This is a genomic window from Micromonospora sp. NPDC005194, from assembly GCF_040608335.1.
Taxonomy (GTDB): domain Bacteria; phylum Actinomycetota; class Actinomycetes; order Mycobacteriales; family Micromonosporaceae; genus Micromonospora.
In genome coordinates this window covers 12,568-31,141 of the sequence record NZ_JBEXIA010000019.1, presented here as the reverse complement: position 1 = coordinate 31,141, position 18,574 = coordinate 12,568, and the positions used below count along the sequence as shown (strand labels likewise).

The following is an 18,574-nucleotide window of genomic DNA, read 5'->3' as shown; positions in this document are numbered from 1 at the left end:
TGGCCTGGCCGCCGATCACCGCGCGGATCGCGGGGCCACAGCCTGCCCGCGCTTGGCCCGCTGGATCTGGTCGTAGACGTGCGTCCGCAGTTCCGTGAAACGGGGCAGAGCGCGGGTCGTGATCTGATCGCGCTCCGGCGGCAGGTCGATCGCGAGGTCCTCCTGGACCCAGGTCGGCGACGTGGACAATACTAGAACCCGCTGACCGAGATACACCGACTCGTCGATGTCGTGGGTGACGAAGACAACCGAGATGGTGCGGCTGGCGTGCAGCTCACGCACCAGGTCCTCCAGGTCGGCCCGGGTCTGCGCGTCAACGGCCGCGAACGGCTCGTCCATGATCAGGACATCGGGCTGGTAGGCGATCGCCCGCGCGATCGCCACCCGCTGTTGCATCCCCCCGGAGAGCTGCCACGGGTGGCTTCGCGCGGCGTGCGCGAGGCCCACCGCCTCAAGAGCGTCGACGACCAGCTTGTTCCGGGCCGCGCGGGTGAGCTTCTTGTGCCGCAGTGGCAGCTCGACGTTCCCGCGCACCGTCAGCCAGGGGTAGAGGCTGCGGCCGTACTCCTGAAACACGACGGCCATGGCCGGGCTGGGCCCGGTCACCGGCGAGCCGTCCATCTCGACCACGCCGCTGGTGGGCCGCAGCAGGCCGGCGAGGCACTTCAGCAGGGTGGTCTTGCCACATCCGGACGGCCCGACGATGCAGACGAGCTCACCGGCGTCCATCGTGAAGCTGATGTCCCCGATCGCCTCGACGGTGCCCGTCGCCGACTCGTAGACCTTCCGCAGGTGCTCCACCCGCAGCAGGGTGCTCCGATCAGGCACGGTTGACCTCCCTGATTCCGTGGTACCAGCGCAGAACACGCCGTTCGACGAGACCGAAAGCTACGGCGAGGAAGACGCCGACGAGACCGAGGAGGAGGATGCCACTCCACATCTCGGCGATCAGGTAGTTGCGCTGGAAGTAGGCGATCCGGTAGCCGAGGCCGGAGGAGGAGGCGAACATCTCGGAGATGACCATCAGGATCAGCGCGACCGAGAGGGCCTGCCGAACCCCAGCCATGATCCGTGGGCTGGCGGCCGGGAGAACGAGGAACCAGAGCCGCTCCCACCAAGTGACCTGGAACGATTCCGCGGTCTCCGTCATGACGCTGTCCGTCCCCCGGACACCCTCGATCGTGTTCAGCAGGATCGGCCAGACCGCGCCGGAGGCGATCACGACCACCTTCATGGTGTCGGTGATCCCGAGCAGGAGCATCACCACCGGGATCAGCACCGGTGGCGGGATGGCCCGGAGGAACTCCAGCAGCGGTTCGAGGAGTTCGCGCAACCAGCGGGTCAGCCCGATGACGGTGCCGGCGGCAATGCCGAGCACAATGGACGCGACGACACCGAGGCCGAGGCGGGCGAGGCTGGGCAGTACGTCCTCGACGAACGCCGGGCCGACCCAGGTCTCCCGGAAGGCTTCGGCGATCGTCAACGGGTCGGGGAAGAACCGACTCGTCGTCCTCGTCGCCACCAGACCCCAGAGCACCAGCAGCAGCGTCGGCAGCCCCAGCGGGTAGAGCAGGCTCGTCGCGATCCGGGATCCGACCGTCCGGCTGCGTGCCGTGGTGGCGATCCGCCCGGTGTACGCGATCACAACGGCTCCTCTCCTCGTACCGACTGGTGCCACGACAGCACCTGACGCTCGATGAACCGGAAGACGATGTTCACCATGAGCCCGAGCAGGCCGGTGACCACGACCAGCGCGTACAGGCCGGCGGCGTCTCCGGCGGACCGGGACAGCTCGATCATGCGCCCGAGGCCGGGGTTACCGATCACCATCTCCGCGGTGATGGCGAGGATGAGCGCCACCGCGGCGGCGAGGCGCAGGCCCGTCATGAGGTACGGCAGGGTGGTCGGCAGGACGAGGTGCGACAACTGCTCCCGCCGGGTCAGACCGAAACTGCGGGCGGTGTCGCGAGCCACCGCGTCGACGTCGGCGACGCCGTAGATCACCTGCACGAACACCTGCCAGAACGACGCGTAGATGATGATGACGAGGGCGGCCTGCCGCTGGATGCCGAACATCAGCACGGCGAGCGGGATGAGGGCGACCGACGGGATCGGTCGCAGGAACTCGACAACCGTGTGGGTCGCGCGCCGCAGGAACGGCACCAACCCGACGACCGTGCCGAGGACGAGGGCGGCGACCGTCGCCACCGTCAGGCCGATCGCCCAGGACGTCATGGTGCTGCCCAGCCGCCGCCAGAACGCGAGGTCGACGAGCTGCTCGAACAGCCGCGCCAGCACGTCCGTCACGTACGGCAGGTACAGCGGGTTGATCAGGCCCAGCATCGGGATCAGCTGCCAGACGACGAGGAACCCGGTCAGGCCGACGACGCCCAGCAGCGCCTTGCGTAACGCGCGCAGGCGTCGGGTGGGGAACACGCGCATGTCACTCCCGTCGTCAGGCGGGCGGCGAGGCCCTCCCCGGTCCGAGGGTCGGGGAGGGCGGGATCGCGCCGGCTACTGCTGCTGGATGAGACGGTCGAAGTTGGGTTGCTTGTCGAGAACCTTGTACTTCTGCGCGAGTTCGGCGAGCGTCTGCAGGCTCGACCGGTCGACCTCCCAACCGAAGGCCGGCAGCCGCACCGACTCGGCCACCGGCGGGGGCAGCTGCAGGTTGTCCTTGATGGCCTGCCGCAGCGCCGCTTCGTTGGCGGGGTCCTTGGCCCACTCCAGCGTCTTCTTCATCGCCGCGGTGAAATCCTCGACCAGCTTGGCGTCCTTCTCGGTGCGTTCCTTTGTGGTGATGGTGGTGAGCGTGGTCAGGCCGGGCACCACCGCCTGGTAGGGCGCGACGACGAAGGTGTCGCCGCGGGCCTTCAGCTGGGTGACGAAGGGCTCCGGCACCCAGGCGGCGTCGATGTTGCCGGATTCGAGCTGGGCCGGGGCGTCCGGGAAGGCGACCTCGACGAACTTGATCTTCGTCGGGTCGCCGCCGTCCTTCTCGACCGCCGCCATGATCGTCACGTCGCCGGCCGCGCCCAGGCTGTTGACCGAGACCCGCTTGCCAGCGAGGTCGGCCGGCCGCTTGATGCCGGACTTCGCGGAGGCGACCACGGCGTTGATGTCGTCGCCGTCGGCGTACGAGGAGGCGTAGTTGCCGATGATGACGACGCCGAGGTCCCGCAGGTCGGCCCGGAACGGGCCGAAGGGCTGGCCGATCGCGAAGTCGATGTCGCCGTTCATGAGCGCCGGAATGGCCTGCGCGCCGCCCTGGGCGGGCAGCACCTCGACCTGGAGCCCGCGTTCGGCGAAGATGCCCGCCTTGACGCCGCCCCAGAGCGCGGCGGTCTCGGTGATGGGCAGCGCCGCGACGCGGACCTTGCGCAGGCCCCCCGAGGTCTGGTCGGACGGGTTGGACGCGTCGGAGTCGGTACATCCGGTGAGGGCGATCGCGGTAGCGGCGATCAGCCCGAGAGCCATGACCTTCTTCATTGACGAGGCCCTTCCTGGGCGGGGGTGGTGGGTGCGTCGGAAGTCGGCGGATGCCTCGGATCTGCAGGTGAACTACCGCTGCGTGGGGGCGCACGCCGCTGTGTTGGCCATGGTCAGTCACCCCGCCATTGAAAGTCAATAATTTCTGACGCCCGTCATGAATAAGTTGAACAACGCTCTGCTGTGGAGGCGTCGCACCGGCTCGCGCTCAGACCTCGGGCAGGCCCACGTAGTTCTCGGACAGGCTCCTGGCGTACGCCTCGGAGGTGGCGACGTACCTCAGCGTGGCGGTCTGCAGCTTCGTCTCGTACGGGTCGTCGCGCTCCAGCCGGTGCAGCATCGAGGTCATCCACCAGGAGAAGTGCTGGGCCCGCCAGACCCGGCGTAGCGCCGTGGCCGAGTAGGCGTCCAGCAGATCGGTGCGGCCCTCGCCGTACCACGCGGCGAACGCGTCCCCGAGCAGCGCGACGTCGGCGAGGGCGAGGTTCATGCCCTTCGCGCCGGTGGGTGGGACGATGTGCACGGCGTCCCCGGCCAGGAACAACCGCTCCCAGCGCATCGGCTCGACCACGAAGCTGCGCATCGGGGTGATGGACTTCTCCAGGATCGGCCCCTCGTTGAGCGACCATCCCGGCACCGTCTCCAACCGGGCCCGCAGCTCCGTCCAGATCCGCTCGTCCGGCCACGCTGCGATGTCCTCGTCCGGCGCGACCTGTAGATACAGCCGGGAGATCTCGGGGGAGCGCATGCTGTAGAGGGCGAAACCCCGTTCGTGGTTGGCGTAGATGAGTTCGTCCACCGCCGGCGCCGCGGCGGCGAGGACGCCCAACCAGGCAAAGGGGTACGCCCGCTCATAGGTGGTCAGCACCCCCTCGGGCACCGCAGCGCGGCTCACCCCGTGGAACCCGTCGCAGCCGGCCACGAAATCGCAGTGCAGCTCCTCGTCCCGCCCGTCCCGCCGAAAGTGGACGACCGGTGAGTCCGAGTCGAGACCGTCCAGGCGTACCGCGTCGGCCTCGAAGAGAATCGAGCCACCGGCCGCGAGTCGGGCGGCGATCAGGTCCTTGACCACCTCCTGCTGCCCGTAGACGGTGATCGCCCGCCCGGTCAGATCCGCCATCGGCACCCGGTGTGACTCCCCGGCGAAGCGCAGCTCAATGCCCTCGTGGCGCAGCCCCTCCCGTCGCAGCCGTTCACCGACGCCGCTGCGGCAGAGCAGGTCGACCGAGCCCTGTTCGAGGACCCCGGCCCGGAGCCGGTGCTCGACGTGGTCGCGGCTGCGGCTCTCCAGCACCACGGACTCGATCCCGCGCAGGTGCAGCAGGTGCGACAGCATGAGCCCGGCCGGCCCGGCGCCGACGATGCCGACCTGGGTACGCATTCCCGGCATGCTCCTCTCCTCCCGCTGTCAGAACGGGTACCGCGGAATGGCGCCCTGCACGGTGAGCCACTGGGTCTCGGTGAACGCCTCGACGTTCGCCGCGGGCCCACCGAACCGGGATCCGGTGCCGGACGCCCCCACCCCACCGAACGGCGCCACCGCCTCGTCGCTCACTGTCTGATCGTTGATGTGCACGATCCCGCTGGGGATCCGGTCGGCGAGGGCCATCGCCCTCATCACGTCACGGCTGAGGATCCCCAGCGACAGGCCGTACTCGGTCTGCCGGGCCAACTGCACGGCCTCGTCCTGGTCGGCGAAGGTGATCACCGGCGCAACCGGGCCGAAGACCTCCTGGGCGTACGCCGGGGTCGCGGGGGTGACGTCGGTGAGCACCGTCGGCCGATAGAACAGCCCCTCGTACGTGCCCCCGGCCGCCAGTCGGGCGCCCGCGTCGATGCTCGCCGTGACCAGTGCGTGGACCTTGTCGCGCTGACGCTCGTCGATGATCGGCCCGAGCGCCACCTGCTCCTTCGCCGGGTCGCCGACCGGCAGATGGTTCGCCTTCTCCGCCAGACGCTCGACGTACCGCTCGGACAGACTCTCGTGCACCAGGTGCCGGCCGGTGGTCATGCAGATCTGGCCCTGGTGCAGGAACGACCCCCAGGCGCCGGCGGAGACCGCGAGGTCCAGATCGGCGTCGTCGAGCACGATCAGCGCCGAGTTGCCGCCGAGTTCGAGATGTGCGCGTTTGAGGTGGCGTGCCGCCGCCTCGCCGACCTTGCGGCCGGCGGCGGTCGACCCGGTGAAGCTGATCACCCGTACGTTTGGGTCGGCCACCAGCGCCTCCCCGACCTCGACCCCGCCGGGAAGGACGTGCAGCAGCCCGTCGGGCAGGCCGGCCTCCTCGAAGACCCGGGCGATCGAGACACCGCCGCAGACCGCGGTGCGCGGATCGGGCTTGAGCACCACGGCGTTGCCCAGGGCCAGCGCCGGGGCGACGGAACGGGTGGCCAGGATGAGCGGGAAGTTGAACGGGGCGATGACCCCGACGACGCCGACGGGCAACCGGCGAGCCAGGCTGAGCCGCGGTTGCGCGCTCGGGATGATCTCGCCGAGCGGGTGCGAGGCCAGCGCCGCCGCCTCGTAGCACTCCTGCGCCGCGGTGTCGGTCTCGACGCCGGCCTTGGGTGGGATGGACCCGGACTCTCGCACGATCCAGTCGCCGATCTCGGCGGCGTGCTGCTCGAACAGCTGCCCGGCCCGGCGCAGCACAGCGGCCCGTTCGGCGTAGCCGGTGGCGGCCCAGGCGCGCTGGGCGGCGGCGGCGCGAGCGCAGGCGCGCGTCACGTCCTCGGCGTTCGCCAGGCCGACCTGGCCGATTTCCTCGCCGGTGGCGGGGGATCGCACGGGTGCCGTGCCGCCGGCCGGTTCCACCCAGCCGTCGCTGTGCAGGGTGCCCTGCCAGGTCGTGACGTCCAGCAGTGTCATGGCGGTCCTCCTCGGAGCGTGGGGCCGGTGGGCCGGCCCGGGGTGACCGGGCGGACTTCCGCTCACGAAGGGCCCGGAGTTGTTCGCTTACCGAACGGCCGTTCTCTCCATGAACGTTGGCACGTGGTCCGGCTCGCGTCAACGCATCGCCGGGCGTGATTGCCGGGCACTGTGGACGGCGGTCCCGCCTGTCGTTGACGGATGTCGTTCCCCGTCGTACGTTCGAGATGAGTACGGCAGTCCGCATAGCGAACGGCTGGCGGCAGCACGGTTCGGGCAGGAGGCGGGGAGGCCCATGGCGAAGCTCGTCTCGCTGACCGACGGCGTGGCGCACCTGGTCCGCGACGGCGACGTGGTGGCCCTGGAAGGGTTCACGCACCTCATTCCGTTCGCCGCCGGCCACGAGATCATCCGCCAGGGACGGCAGGATCTGACCCTCGTGCGGATGACCCCCGACGTCATCTACGACCAGCTCATCGGGGCGGGCTGCGCCCGTCGCCTGGTCTTCTCCTGGGGTGGCAACCCGGGCGTCGGGTCGCTGCACCGCTTCCGGGACGCCGTGCAGCACGCCTGGCCACGCCCACTCGACCTGGAGGAGCACAGTCACGCGGGCATGGCCAACCGGTACGTCGCCGGGGCGTCCGGGCTGCCGTTCGCCGTCCTGCGCGGCTACACCGGCACCGACCTGCCTCAGCACACCACCAACATCCGGCCCATCACCTGCCCGTTCACCGGCGAGACGCTGACCGCCGTCCCCGCCCTGCGTCCGGACGTGACTGTGGTGCACGCCCAGCGCGCCGACCGCAACGGCAACGTGCAGATGTGGGGCATCACCGGCGTGCAGAAGGAGGCGGTGCTCGCCGCCCACCGGTCACTGGTCACCGTCGAGGAGATCGTGGACGAGTTGGAACCCGTACCCGGGCAGGTGATCCTGCCCGGCTGGGCGGTCACCGCGGTGGCCGAGGTGCCCGGCGGCGCGCACCCCTCCTACGCCCACGGCTACTCGGTGCGGGACAACGACTTCTACCGGGACTGGGACGCCGTCAGCCGGCACCGCGACACCTTCCGGGCCTGGCTGGACGAGCACGTGCACAAGGCCGGCGCGGCGGCATGAGTCAGCCCGGCGAGCGGGGGGACGCGATGGCGGACTGGACCGCGGACGAGATGATGACCGTCGCCGCCGCACGGCAACTACGCGACGGCGCCGCCTGCTTCGTCGGGATCGGGCTGCCCAGCACCGCGGCGAACCTCGCCCGGGCGACCCACGCCCCGAACCTGGTGCTCATCTACGAATCCGGGTGCCTCGGCGCGAAGCCGGACCGGCTTCCGCTCTCCATCGGAGACGGGATCCTCGCCGACACCGCTGACGCGGTCGTCTCGGTGCCCGAGGTGTTCAACTACTGGCTCCAGCCCGGCCGGATCGACGTGGGCTTCCTCGGCGCCGCGCAGCTCGACCGCTACGGCAACATCAACACCACTGTCGTCGGCGGCGACTACGACGCCCCGACGGTCCGGCTACCCGGCGCCGGTGGTGCCCCGGAGATCGCCGCCTCCTGCGGCGAGGTCGTGGTGATCGTCCGACAGGACCTCCGGACGTTCACCGAACGGGTCGACTTCGTCACCTCGGTCGGGTACGGGACGGGCCCGGGCGACCGGGAGCGACTCGGTCTGCGGGGCGGAGGCCCCCGAGTGGTGATCACCGACCTCGGCGTCCTCGCACCCGACCCGGTCACCTGCGAACTCACACTGACCCACCTGCACCCCGGCGTGACCCGGGAGCAGGCGCGGGCGGCCACCGGCTGGGACCTCGCCGTCGCCGAGGGACTGGCCACCGGTGCGCCGCCGACGGCACGGGAACTCGCGGTGCTGCGGGCGCTGGAGGCGATGAAGTCCGACGGGAGACGACAATGACCACTCAGGACACCGAGGCCGACAGTGGTCTGGTGCTACCGCGGTACCGGCGCGACGATGTCGACGCCCACCCACCCCTGCTCAGCCCCGGCTACAAGTCGACAGTGGCGCGGGCGCCGAGACACCCACTGGTCTATCTGCCGCAGCGGCTGACCGAGATCACCGGGCCGTTGCTGGGGGAGGGGCGGCTCGGTGCGCTCGACCACGACCTGACCCGCCAGCACGACGGCGAGCCGCAGGGACAGCGGATCATCGTGCACGGGCGGGTCCGCGACGGTGACGGCCGACCGGTACCCCACACGCTTGTCGAGATCTGGCAGGCCAACGCCGCCGGTCGGTACCGCGACGCACGGGACACCTGGCCGGCGCCACTCGACCCCCACTTCGAGGGGGTGGGCCGGGCGCTCACCGACGACCAGGGGCGCTACCGGTTCATCACCGTGCAACCCGGCGCCTACCCCTGGCGTAACCACGACAACGCCTGGCGGCCGGCGCACATCCACTTCTCCCTCTTCGGTCGCGCGTTCACCCAGCGGCTGGTGACGCAGATGTACTTCCCGGGCGACCCGCTCTTCTTCCAGGACCCGATCTTCAACTCGGTCCGCGACCCGAAGGCCCGGGAACGGATGATCGCCCGGTACGACCACGCCAGCACCGCACCGGAGTGGGCGCTGGCGTACGAATTCGACATCGTGCTGCGCGGCCGGGAGAGCACTCCTTTCGAGGACGAGGACGACGATGAGTGAGCAGTTGGGCGTCATGCCCGCGCAGACCGTCGGGCCGTACCTGCACATCGGTCTGCACTGGCCCGACGGCCCGTACGTCGTACCCGAGGGCACGCCGGGCGCGTTCTGGATCAGCGGTCGGATCGTCGACGGCACCGGGACGCCCGTGGTCGACGCGATGGTGGAGAGCTGGCAGGCCGACCCGGAGGGCCGGTTCGACCATCCGGACGACCCTCGGGGAGCCCGGCCGTCCGCGCTCGCGGGTTTTCGCGGATTCGGGCGAAGCGAGACCGACGGGCTGGGGTGGTACCGGCTGCTGACCGTCAAGCCGGGTGCGCTGCCCGAGCCGGACGGCGGCACCGAAGCACCCCACCTGACCCTGTCGGTCTTCGGGCGTGGGCTGCTGCACCGCCTCGTCACCCGGCTCTACTTCCCCGACGAGTCGACGGCGAACGCCGCCGACCCCGTGCTGCGCAGCGTCGACGCCGACCGCCGTGACACCCTGCTGGCCAGTCCCGCCCCGGACGGGTTCCGGTTCGACATCCACCTTCAGGGCGACCGTGAGACCGTCTTCTTCGCCCTCTGACGGTCTGCTCGGCGGCCTCTCCGGCGCCCCGGACGTCGACGCGGAACTCAGCGACCCGGCAGTGCTCCAGGCGATGCTCGACGTGGAGGCCGCGCTCGCCCGGGCCGCAGCGGACGCCGGCATCGTGCCCGTACCGGCGGCCGAGGCGATCGCCGAGCAGTGCCGCGCCGAGCGGTACGACCCGGCGGCGCTCGGCCGGGCCGCCGACGCCACCGGCAACCCGGTCGTCCCGCTCGTGGGCGAGCTGACCGCGGCCGTGCCGGAGCACGCCCGGGCCTGGGTGCATTCCGGAGCGACCAGCCAGGATGTGCTGGACACCGCGCTGGTCCTGGTGGCGGTGCGGGCGCTCGGGCCGCTGCTGGCTCAGCTCGACGTGGCAGTGGACGCCGCCGCCCGGCTGGCCGACGCGCACCGGGACACCGTGATGGTCGCCCGGACACTCGGGCAGCAGGCGGCACCCAGCACGTTCGGACTCAAGGCCGCGGGCTGGTTGACCGGTCTGGTCCAGGCGCGGGACCGACTGCGTCAGGCCCGCGCCGCACAGCCCGCGCAACTCGGTGGCGCGGTCGGCACCCTGGCCGCGTTCGGCCCGGCCGGTGCCGAGGTCACCGAGCGGTTCGCGGCGCACCTGGGCCTCCCGCCGAGCCCGCTGCCCTGGCACACCCGCCGTCAACCCTGGCTCGATCTGGCCGCCGCCCTCGGTGGGCTCCTGGTGGCCGCCGGCAAGATCGCGCTCGACGTCGGGTTGCTCGCCCAGAACGAGGTGGGTGAGGTCGCCGAGGGCGGCACCGGACGAGGTGGCTCCTCGGCCATGCCGCACAAGCGCAACCCGGTGGACTCGATCCTCGTCACGGCCGCGGCGCGACGCGGTCCGGGTCTCGTCGCCACCCTGTTCGCCACGGCGGTGCAGGAGCACGAGCGGGCCGCGGGCGGCTGGCACGCCGAGTGGGAGCCGCTGCTCGATCTGCTGCACGTGACCGGTGGCGCCACCGCCCGGTGCGCCCGGATGCTGACCGGGCTCCAGGTCCGCCCGGAGCGGATGCGGGAGAACCTCGACGCGACCGACGGCCTCCTGCTCGCCGAGGCGGTTGCCGCGCGCCTGGCACCCGCAGTCGGCCGCCGCGTCGCCCACGACCTGGTGACCCGCGCCGCCGCCGAACCCTCGTTCCGCGCCGCGCTGCTCGCCGACCCCGAGGTCCGCGCCCACCTGTCCGATACGGAGCTGGCCGAGGCGCTCGACCCGTACCGCTGGCTCGGCTCGGCCGGCCGGTTCGTCGACAGTGCCCTGGCCGCCGTCCGGGGAGCGGGCGGATGACCACCCGGTTGCACCTCACCGTCGACGGCCCGGCCGCCGCGCCGGTGCTGCTGCTGGGCAGCTCCCTCGGCACCGCCGCCGCCATGTGGGAACCGCAGGTGCCGGCGCTCGCCCAACGGTTCCGGGTCATCCGGTACGACCACCTGGGCCACGGCCGCTCGGCGGTGCCGCCCGGACCGTACACGCTGGACCTGCTGGGCCGGGAGTTGCTGCGGACGCTTGACGACCTCGACGTGCCGTGGGTCCACTACGCGGGGTTGTCCCTCGGAGGCATGGTGGGCATGTGGCTCGCCACGTACGCGCCCGATCGGGTGCGGCGGCTGGCGCTGCTCTGCACGTCGGCGTCGCTCGGCCCACCCGAGCAGTGGCGGGAACGAGCCGCGACGGTACGGGCCGAGGGCCTGCCGGCGATCGCCGACGCGGTGGTGGCCCGCTGGTTCACCCCGGCCTTCGCCGCCGCGCGGCCGGAGGTGATCGCCACCCACCGCGCCCTGCTCACCGCGACGTCGCCGGCCGGATACGCCGCCTGCTGCGAGGCGATAGCCGCGATGGACCTCCGACCCGACCTCGGCCGGGTCGCCGCGCCGACGCTTGTCATCGCCGGAGCGGACGACCCGGCCACCCCGGTGGAGCACGCCCGCGACATCGTCGGTCGCATTCCACGGGCCCGGCTGGCGGTGGTCGACCCGGCGGCGCACCTGGCCAACGTCGAGCAACCCGAGCAGGTGTGCCGACTCCTGTTGGAACACTTCCACGAGGGACGTGGTGACGGATGAACGACCGCGAGCGGCACGAGGCCGGCATGACGGTACGTCGACAGGTGCTGGGTGACGCGCACGTGGACCGGGCGATCGCCGGCACTGACGAGTTCACCGCCGACTTCCAGGACTTCATCACCCGCTACGCCTGGGGGGAGGTGTGGAGCCGGCCGGGCCTCGACCGACGGACCCGTAGCTGCGTCACCCTCGCCGTGCTCGCCACCCTGCACGACGACGAGGAGTTGGCGATGCATGTCCGGGCCGCGCTGCGCAACGGGCTCAGCCCCGAGGAGGTGGCGGAGGTCCTGCTCCAGGTCGGCGTCTACGCTGGTGTACCGGCGGCGAACCGGGCGTTCAAGGTGGCCCGGGAGACCCTGCGGCAGGAGGCCGGGTGAGCGTGAGCGAGGAGGCGACGAGGTCGCCGGAGTTCGTTCAGTCGCTGGAGCGCGGCCTCGCGGTGATCCGGGCGTTCGACGGCGAACATCCGCAGCTCACGCTCAGCGAGGTGGCCAGACGGACCGGGCTGACCCGGGCCGCGGCACGCCGGTTCCTGCTCACCCTGGTCGAGCTGGGCTACGTGCACACCGACGGCCGGCTCTTCTCGCTGCGGGCCCGGATCCTCGAACTCGGCTACGCGTACCTGTCCAGCCTGAGCCTGCCCGAGGTCGCGCAACGGCACATGGAGGCGCTGGTCGCGCAGGTGCGTGAGTCCTGCTCGGTGTCGGTGCTCGACGGCGACGAGGTGGTCTACGTCGCCCGCGTGCCCACCAAGCGGATCATGACGGTGGGGATCAGCGTCGGCACCCGGTTCCCCGCGTACGCCACCTCGATGGGCCGGGTGCTGCTCGCCGCGCAACCGGTCGAGTGGCTGGACGACTACCTCGCCGCCGCGCAGCTGCGGCCGCTGACCCGGCGCACCGTCACCGACCCGGTCAAGCTGCGCGCCGTCCTGACGAAGATCGCCGCCCAGGGGTACGCCATCGTGGACCAGGAGTTGGAGGAGGGGCTGCGTTCGGTGGCCGCGCCGATCCACGGCGAGAACGGGTCGGTGATCGCCGCGGTGAACGTCTCCGCGCACGCCAGCCGGGGGTCCTTCGAGATGATCCGTCGAGAGCTGCTCCCGCCGCTGCTGGCCGCCGCGAAGCGGATCGAGGAGGACATCCGGGGCGGCCTGAGCCGGACACCGACGGCCGACGCGCGCGGGCTCAGCTCAGCTTGAGGGCCGGCGCGGTGACGACCCGGGCCGGACGGCGCAGGTACCACTCGGCCACCGCAAGGTTGATCACCCAACCGGCGACCACCAGGCCGGCCCGCAGGTTCCCGTCGGGCTGTTCGCCGGTCGCGAGCAGGTACGGCGCGTGGGTGAACGCCTGGGTGCCGGCACCGAGGCCGATCGCGTAGCCACGCACCATCCACCTGCGGTGCCGGGCGATGTCGCGGCGGAGCACGGCGGCGAGACCGGCCAGGATCGAGCTCGCCATGGCCGAGCCGAAGACGAGCCGCATACCGGCGAGCACGTCGTTGTCATGGGCCGGCAGGTCGTACGCGACGGCCATCCACAGCCCGGTGAACGCGACAGTCAGTCCACAGGGGACGAGCACCCGTCCGGCCCGGCGGTGCCAGCCGTGCCGGCGCAGACGGGGTACGAACTGGAACGCGCCGAGGATCGTGTACACCACCGCGCCGACGATGTGCAGCACCACCGGCAGCGGATCGGCGACGAAGCGCGCGTTCGCCGGGGTGACCCCCGGTCCGCTGCCCAGCTCGGTGAGCCGCCCCGCGCCGGCGAGCATCGGTATCAGGCCCAGCAGGATCAACGCGGCCGGTAGCCGCCACTCGCGCATCGTCATGCCGTCGATGGTGGACGCCGCACCCGCCCCCGCTCATCGGCAGATGGGCCGCGACCGGGTCGGCCCATGGTCGGGTGCCGTCGTCGTACTTCCGCCGGTCAGAAGCGCCTCCGGCCGCGGTTGGTCTCGTACGCCCACATCGCCACCTCGACCCGGTTACGCACACCCAGCTTGGTCATCAGGCTGGTGACGTGCGACTTGACAGTGCTCAACGTGATGTACAGCTCGTCGGCGATCTCCTGGTTGGTGCGTCCTCGCGCGACGGCGACCAGCACCTGTTCCTCCCGGTCGGTGAGGGCCTCGACGGGCTGCTGGCGCGGCGCGGCCGGATCCGCGTCGGCGAACGCCTTCAGCAGCCGCGTGGTGACGCTCGGCGCGATCAACGCGTCCCCGTTGGCGGCGGCGTGCACGGCCTGGCTGAGCAGGTCAGGACCGGCCTCCTTGAGCAGGAAGCCGCGGGCGCCGGCCCGCAGCGCGGCGTACACGTACTCGTCGAGGTCGAAGGTCGTGATGACGACCACCGCGAGCGGCTCCGGGACCGTCGGCCCGGCGAGCGCCCGGGTGGCCTCGATGCCGTCCATGCCCGGCATCCGGATGTCGAACAGACACACGTCGGGGCGGAGCCGCCGGGCCAGCTCGACCGCCTGCCGGCCGTCGCCAGCCCCACCGACGACCTCGATGCCGGGCTGCGTGTTCAGGATGATGGTGAGGCCGGTGCGGACGATCTCCTGGTCGTCCGCCACCAGCACGCGAACCGTCACGCGCCGACCCCCTCGCGCGGAAGCACGGCCGTGACGGTCCACCCACGGTCGGGGTTGGGGCCGGCCTCGCAGGTGCCGCCGAGCAGGTCGGCGCGCTCCATCATGCCCACCAGGCCGAAGCCGGGCGAGCCGGTCGGGCGGGCGGCACCGGCCTCGCCGTCGTCGCTGACCCGCAGCCGCACTGACGTGTCGTCGGCCGCGACGCTGACCTCGATGCGGGTGGCGTGGCGCGCGTGGCGACGGGCGTTGGTGACCGACTCCTGGGCCAGCCGGTACAGCGCGGAGCCGACCGTGGGTGGCAGGTCGCCGAGGTCGCCGCGCAGATCCACGTCGACGGTCGGCCCGGTGCGGAACTGGCCGGCGAGCCGTTCGATGTCGGCGACCTGCGGGTTGGGCCCCAGGTCGGCGGGCTGATCGCGGCGCAGGACGCGGACCATGGCGCGCATCTCGGCAAGCGCACGGGACGCCTCGGCCTCGATGGTGTGCAGCGCCTCGACTGCGGCACCCGGCTGGCTCGCCGAGGCGGCGATGCCGGCCTGGGCGCGGATCGCCATCGCGGACACGTGGTGGGCCACCGTGTCGTGCAGGTCCCGGGCGAGCCGTTCCCGCTCCAACAGCTTCACCTGATCGAGCTCGCGCAGTCGGGCGGCGGCGCGGAAGCGGATCGCGGCACCCAGCGTGGCGGCGGCGAACATCACCGCGAAGCCGGCGACCAGTTCGCCGCCGTCGATCGAGCCGACCAGGCCGGCGGCGATCACCTTGGCCACCACGAAGAACGAACCGAGCACGGCGTCCCGGCCGGAGCCCCAGCGGAACAGCGCGTAGGTCAGCAGGACCAGGAAGCTCGCCGTGAACAGCTGGCAGGGATCACCGGGCAGCACGTACGGGGCGACCGTCGTGCAGCCGAACGCGATCACCACCATCGGCAGCGGCCTGGTCCGCCGCCACAGGATCGCGGGCAGCAGCGCGAGCGCGACGACGACGCAGCCCACCCGCCACGGCAGATCGGGCCGGAGGATTCCTTCCACCACGATCGCCGGAGCGAGGACCACGATCAACGCCCAGTCGCGCCAGACCCGGGTCGGGGTGGGGGAGACACGCGGCTCGGCCAACACCGCGTGCAGGCGAGAGTGCATGGGTTTCATCGTACGAACGGTGGTGCGACTCCAGATCGTCCCAAAGTACGACCGGGTGGGCGCCGTTGTTGGTCGACGGTTCGATTACGGGAGCTGGAGTTTGGCGCGGACGGCCGCGGCGTCCGGGTGGTCGAGGGCCGTGAGGATGTCCAGTGCCGCTGCCAGTCGGCCCGGCCGGAGGTGGGGTCGCCGAGCGCGTGCCGGGTGTCGCCGAGCCGGCTGAGGGTGTCCGTACCGCTGCTGCGGTAGGCCCGGGCTACGCCAGCAGCCCTGCCGCCGCCGAGACGCCACGCAACCGGAGGGTGTCGAGTGCCGTCGCGACATCGTCGAGGAAATCGTCCTGCAGGACGGCGGGCAGGGGAGCGACGCCCTGCGACCCGTACACGCGCTCGACGAGAGCCCGTGGCTCGCGACCGGCATCGAGCGCTTCGTCGATGCGGGCCGCGTTGGGGTCGTCGAGGACCGTGCCGGGCTGCTCGGCGTAGTGCAGCCACGTCGCCAGCGTGAGCGCCGAGACACGGGCGTCGGCCCCGCCGGCCACGAGATCGCTCGCGGTGGAGCCGACGCGGGTCGGCAGCTTGAGGGAGCCGTCGGCGGCCACCTTGCCGAGCCGGTACGCGATACCGTCGTTGGCGAACCGGCTGACGACGTCGTCGCGGTACGTGGCGAGATCCAGCCCCTCCGGCAGCTCACACAGCGACCGGCCCGCCTCGTCGAGCCAGGCGTCGAGCAGCTGGCGGATCCAGGCCACCCGCATGACCTCGGAGACGGTCTCCCGGCCGTCGAGCAGCCCGACGTAGCTGACCAGGGAGTGGCCGCCGTTGAGAAGCCGCAGCTTGACGTCGCTCCACGGCTGGATGTCCTTGACCAGCCGCACCTCGTCAGCCGGCCACTGCGGGTGGCCGGCGGCGAAGTCGTCCTCGATCACCCACAGGCCGTACCTCTCCGCGGTCACCAGCGCGTCGTCGCGGTAGCCGAGGCGCTGCGTAAGGACGTGCGCGTCGGCCTCCGTCGTACCCGGCACGATGCGGTCGACAAGCGTGTTCGGGAACCGCACGTGCCGCGACATCCACGACGCGACCTCGGCGGCGCGGTGGGAGCTCCAGCGCTCCAGGAACTGCAGGCACAGGTCGTGCAGCAGCTCGCCGCCCCTCGGTACGTTGTCGCAGCACAGCACGGTGACCCCGGGGTCGCCGCGGTCGGCGCGCCGGGCGAAGCCGCCCACCAGCTGGCCGACGACGCTGCGGTGCGGCCGCGGGTCGGCGAGGTCCTGGGCCACCAACGGTGAGTCGGTGATCAGCGTCCGCGACGAAAGCGCCGCCGCGTACCCCTTCTCCGTCACGGTGGCCGAGATGATGCGTGTGGTCGGCGCCGACAGGGTGGCCAGCAGGGCCTCCGGCTGCGACGCGGCGTGCAGCACCGACGTCACGGATCCCACGACCCGCGCGTCGAGCTGCTCGCCGCCGTTCCGGGTGACCACGGTGAACAGGCAGTCCTGCGGTCGCATCCGGTCCACGACGTCCGTGCTGCGCTGGGTCACCCCGGCGATGCCCCAGCCGGCGTCGGCGACGTCGGTCGCGGCGTCGGTCATCGCGGCCTGGTGCGCGCGGTGGAACGCCCCGATGCCCAGGTGCACGATTCCGGTGGTCAGGCCGGCCGGGTCGTACGCCGGGCGGGCCGCGGTGGTCACGCCGGGCAGCGTCCGTCGGGACAGCCGCGGCAGTGCGGCGTTCACGTCCGGTCCGGGAGGTAGACCTCGCGCGCCTGGTCACGCGTCCAGAGCCGGGCGATCTCGTGTGCCTCGTCGAGATCGAGGCGGTGCTGCGCCACCAGTTCAGCGAGGAAGCCGCAGTCCATCCGCCGGGCCATGTCGTGGCGGGCCGGGATGGAGGTGAAGCAGCGCGCGTCGTCGTTGAAGCCGGCGCCGTTGTAGAAGCCGGCCGTCTCGGTGACGAGATCGCGGTGCCGGCGCATGCCGCCCGGGCTGTCGAAGAACCACCACGGTGCGCCGATGCGCAGCGCCGGGTAGTGCGCCGCCATCGGCGCCAGCTCGCGAGCCAGCGTGGTCTCGTCGAGGGTGAAGACCACGAGGGTGAAGTTCGCGACGTTGCCGTAGGCGTTCAGCAGCTCCTCGAGGCCGTGCACGAAGTTCACCGGGTGCGGGATGTCGGCGCCGATGTCCGGCCCGTGGTCGCGGAACATGGCGCGGTCGTGGTTGCGTGTCGACCCGGGATGCAGCTGCATCACCAGGCCGTCGTCCACACTCATCCGAGCCAGCTCCATGAGCATGTGCGACCGGAACAGCTCGGCCTCGTCCTGGCTCACCGGACCCCGCAGACGTCGGCGGTACAGGTCGCGCACGACGCGGTCGGCGGCGCGGGCGGCGTGCGGGTGCACCGGGCCGTGGTCGGTCGCCGTCGCCCCGAGACGGATGAAATCCTGCCGCCGGATGCGCAGGGCCTCCAGGTAGCCGTCGAAGGTCGACGTGTCGGTGTCGGCGACCTCGGCGAGCTGCTGCACCGACCGCACCCAGTCCGGCTTTTCCAGGTCGACCACAGCGTCCGGCCGGAAGGTCGGCACGACCGGGCCGTGCCAGTCGCCGTTCTGCAACTTCTCGTGGGCCGTCAGCGGCTGGTGCGGCGCGTCGGTGGTGGCGAGGAACTCCACCCCGAAGCGGCGGAACAGAGCCCGCGGCCGGAACTCAGGCGTGGCCAGCAGGGCGCTGAGATCATCGAACAGCCGGTCGGCGGTGTCCGGGCCGAGGGGAGTGTCCAGGCCGAACACCTCGACCAACTGCTGCTCGATCCACACCCGGGTGGGCGTACCGCGGAACAGGTGCCAGTTGGCGGCGAAGACGCGCCACGCCTCGCGCGGCGAGGCGGCCGTGACGCCGGCGGGCCCGGCCAGGCCGAGCTGCGCCGGGGACAGCCCCTGCGACATCAGGATTCGCTGAACGTAGTGGTCCGACTCCACGAACAGCTGGTACGGGTCCTGGAAGGGGCGGTCCTCCGCCAGCACCCACGGGTCGATGTGCGTGTGCGGACAGAACAGGGGCAGCGCGCGGACCGCCTCGTACAGCTCGCGGGCGATCGCCCGTGCACCCTCGCCCGCCGGCAGCAGGCGATCCGGATGGAGCCCGGTCATCACAGTCCTTTCTCGACACCCTCAGCGACT

General features: G+C 71.7%; 19 protein-coding genes. 8 read left to right on the top strand and 11 right to left on the bottom strand.

Annotated features, from left to right (window positions below; genetic code table 11):
• Positions 1-15 precede the first annotated feature (15 nt).
• The 6 genes from ABZU53_RS17935 to ABZU53_RS17910 form a co-directional block, all read right to left on the bottom strand.
• Complete coding sequence (locus tag ABZU53_RS17935; protein WP_355066775.1) at positions 16-828, bottom strand: ABC transporter ATP-binding protein; 813 nt, start codon at positions 826-828, stop codon at positions 16-18.
• On the bottom strand, positions 821-1,645 hold the full coding sequence (locus ABZU53_RS17930; protein ID WP_355066774.1) for an ABC transporter permease: 825 nt from the start codon (positions 1,643-1,645) through the stop codon (positions 821-823). The genes ABZU53_RS17935 and ABZU53_RS17930 overlap by 8 nt, the downstream gene beginning before the upstream one ends.
• Positions 1,642-2,442, bottom strand: coding sequence for an ABC transporter permease (locus ABZU53_RS17925; RefSeq protein WP_355066773.1), 801 nt, complete (start codon positions 2,440-2,442; stop codon positions 1,642-1,644). The genes ABZU53_RS17930 and ABZU53_RS17925 overlap by 4 nt, the downstream gene beginning before the upstream one ends.
• 72 nt (positions 2,443-2,514) lie before the next feature.
• Complete coding sequence (locus tag ABZU53_RS17920; protein ID WP_355066772.1) at positions 2,515-3,489, bottom strand: ABC transporter substrate-binding protein; 975 nt, start codon at positions 3,487-3,489, stop codon at positions 2,515-2,517.
• Positions 3,490-3,697: 208 nt separating this feature from the next.
• Positions 3,698-4,879, bottom strand: coding sequence for a 4-hydroxybenzoate 3-monooxygenase (pobA, locus tag ABZU53_RS17915; protein ID WP_355066771.1), 1,182 nt, complete (start codon positions 4,877-4,879; stop codon positions 3,698-3,700).
• An 18-nt stretch (positions 4,880-4,897) separates the two neighbouring features.
• Positions 4,898-6,358 (bottom strand): benzaldehyde dehydrogenase, encoded by a 1,461-nt coding sequence (locus ABZU53_RS17910; RefSeq protein ID WP_355066770.1) that lies wholly within the window; start codon positions 6,356-6,358, stop codon positions 4,898-4,900.
• 295 nt (positions 6,359-6,653) lie between these two features.
• Here ABZU53_RS17910 and ABZU53_RS17905 point away from each other — a divergent pair, with 295 nt between their 5' ends.
• The 8 genes from ABZU53_RS17905 to ABZU53_RS17870 are packed head-to-tail and all read left to right on the top strand — an operon-like array spanning position 6,654 to position 12,872.
• On the top strand, positions 6,654-7,472 hold the full coding sequence (locus tag ABZU53_RS17905; protein WP_354857529.1) for a CoA transferase subunit A: 819 nt from the start codon (positions 6,654-6,656) through the stop codon (positions 7,470-7,472).
• Positions 7,473-7,498: 26 nt separating this feature from the next.
• Positions 7,499-8,269, top strand: a complete 771-nt coding sequence (locus ABZU53_RS17900; RefSeq protein WP_355066819.1) for a CoA-transferase — start codon at positions 7,499-7,501, stop codon at positions 8,267-8,269.
• A complete protein-coding gene (pcaH, locus tag ABZU53_RS17895) occupies positions 8,266-9,015 on the top strand; it encodes a protocatechuate 3,4-dioxygenase subunit beta (RefSeq protein ID WP_354857525.1) in 750 nt (249 codons plus the stop codon). The genes ABZU53_RS17900 and pcaH overlap by 4 nt, the downstream gene beginning before the upstream one ends.
• Positions 9,008-9,580, top strand: a complete 573-nt coding sequence (pcaG, locus tag ABZU53_RS17890) for a protocatechuate 3,4-dioxygenase subunit alpha (RefSeq protein ID WP_355066769.1) — start codon at positions 9,008-9,010, stop codon at positions 9,578-9,580. Before pcaH ends, pcaG begins: the two co-directional genes overlap by 8 nt.
• Positions 9,555-10,895: a 3-carboxy-cis,cis-muconate cycloisomerase gene (gene pcaB / locus ABZU53_RS17885; RefSeq protein ID WP_354857520.1), complete on the top strand. Its 1,341-nt coding sequence runs from the start codon at positions 9,555-9,557 to the stop codon at positions 10,893-10,895. Before pcaG ends, pcaB begins: the two co-directional genes overlap by 26 nt.
• Positions 10,892-11,671 carry a 3-oxoadipate enol-lactonase gene (gene pcaD / locus ABZU53_RS17880; RefSeq protein ID WP_355066768.1) on the top strand — a complete coding sequence of 260 codons (780 nt, stop codon included), beginning with the start codon at positions 10,892-10,894 and terminating at the stop codon, positions 11,669-11,671. Before pcaB ends, pcaD begins: the two co-directional genes overlap by 4 nt.
• Positions 11,668-12,048 carry a 4-carboxymuconolactone decarboxylase gene (gene pcaC / locus ABZU53_RS17875; RefSeq protein WP_355066767.1) on the top strand — a complete coding sequence of 127 codons (381 nt, stop codon included), beginning with the start codon at positions 11,668-11,670 and terminating at the stop codon, positions 12,046-12,048. Before pcaD ends, pcaC begins: the two co-directional genes overlap by 4 nt.
• Complete coding sequence (locus tag ABZU53_RS17870; protein WP_355066766.1) at positions 12,045-12,872, top strand: IclR family transcriptional regulator; 828 nt, start codon at positions 12,045-12,047, stop codon at positions 12,870-12,872. The genes pcaC and ABZU53_RS17870 overlap by 4 nt, the downstream gene beginning before the upstream one ends.
• Here the strand turns inward: ABZU53_RS17870 and ABZU53_RS17865 are convergent.
• From ABZU53_RS17865 to uxaC, 5 genes are all read right to left on the bottom strand, one after another.
• Positions 12,859-13,503, bottom strand: coding sequence for a DUF2306 domain-containing protein (locus ABZU53_RS17865; RefSeq protein ID WP_355066765.1), 645 nt, complete (start codon positions 13,501-13,503; stop codon positions 12,859-12,861). The two genes, ABZU53_RS17870 and ABZU53_RS17865, sit on opposite strands and share 14 nt — an antisense overlap.
• A gap of 98 nt (positions 13,504-13,601) precedes the next feature.
• On the bottom strand, positions 13,602-14,264 hold the full coding sequence (locus ABZU53_RS17860) for a response regulator transcription factor (RefSeq protein ID WP_354857511.1): 663 nt from the start codon (positions 14,262-14,264) through the stop codon (positions 13,602-13,604).
• Entirely contained in the window at positions 14,261-15,400 is a 1,140-nt protein-coding gene (locus ABZU53_RS17855; protein ID WP_355066764.1) for a sensor histidine kinase, read from the bottom strand. Before ABZU53_RS17855 ends, ABZU53_RS17860 begins: the two co-directional genes overlap by 4 nt.
• A 256-nt stretch (positions 15,401-15,656) precedes the next feature.
• Positions 15,657-17,135 carry a mannitol dehydrogenase family protein gene (locus ABZU53_RS17850; protein WP_355066763.1) on the bottom strand — a complete coding sequence of 493 codons (1,479 nt, stop codon included), beginning with the start codon at positions 17,133-17,135 and terminating at the stop codon, positions 15,657-15,659.
• A complete protein-coding gene (gene uxaC, locus ABZU53_RS17845; protein ID WP_355066762.1) occupies positions 17,132-18,544 on the bottom strand; it encodes a glucuronate isomerase in 1,413 nt (470 codons plus the stop codon). The genes ABZU53_RS17850 and uxaC overlap by 4 nt, the downstream gene beginning before the upstream one ends.
• Between the last annotated feature and the right edge of the window lie 30 nt (positions 18,545-18,574).

Coding starts and splice junctions, on each gene's coding strand:
- ABZU53_RS17920 (WP_355066772.1), bottom strand. CDS start 3,489: ATGAAGAAGGTCATGGCTCTCGGGCTGATCGCCGCTACCGCGATCGCC.
- ABZU53_RS17925 (WP_355066773.1), bottom strand. CDS start 2,442: ATGCGCGTGTTCCCCACCCGACGCCTGCGCGCGTTACGCAAGGCGCTG.
- ABZU53_RS17855 (WP_355066764.1), bottom strand. CDS start 15,400: ATGCACTCTCGCCTGCACGCGGTGTTGGCCGAGCCGCGTGTCTCCCCC.
- uxaC (WP_355066762.1), bottom strand. CDS start 18,544: ATGACCGGGCTCCATCCGGATCGCCTGCTGCCGGCGGGCGAGGGTGCA.
- pcaD (WP_355066768.1), top strand. CDS start 10,892: ATGACCACCCGGTTGCACCTCACCGTCGACGGCCCGGCCGCCGCGCCG.
- pobA (WP_355066771.1), bottom strand. CDS start 4,879: ATGCCGGGAATGCGTACCCAGGTCGGCATCGTCGGCGCCGGGCCGGCC.
- pcaH (WP_354857525.1), top strand. CDS start 8,266: ATGACCACTCAGGACACCGAGGCCGACAGTGGTCTGGTGCTACCGCGG.
- pcaG (WP_355066769.1), top strand. CDS start 9,008: ATGAGTGAGCAGTTGGGCGTCATGCCCGCGCAGACCGTCGGGCCGTAC.
- ABZU53_RS17910 (WP_355066770.1), bottom strand. CDS start 6,358: ATGACACTGCTGGACGTCACGACCTGGCAGGGCACCCTGCACAGCGAC.
- ABZU53_RS17900 (WP_355066819.1), top strand. CDS start 7,499: ATGGCGGACTGGACCGCGGACGAGATGATGACCGTCGCCGCCGCACGG.
- pcaC (WP_355066767.1), top strand. CDS start 11,668: ATGAACGACCGCGAGCGGCACGAGGCCGGCATGACGGTACGTCGACAG.
- ABZU53_RS17865 (WP_355066765.1), bottom strand. CDS start 13,503: ATGACGATGCGCGAGTGGCGGCTACCGGCCGCGTTGATCCTGCTGGGC.
- ABZU53_RS17905 (WP_354857529.1), top strand. CDS start 6,654: ATGGCGAAGCTCGTCTCGCTGACCGACGGCGTGGCGCACCTGGTCCGC.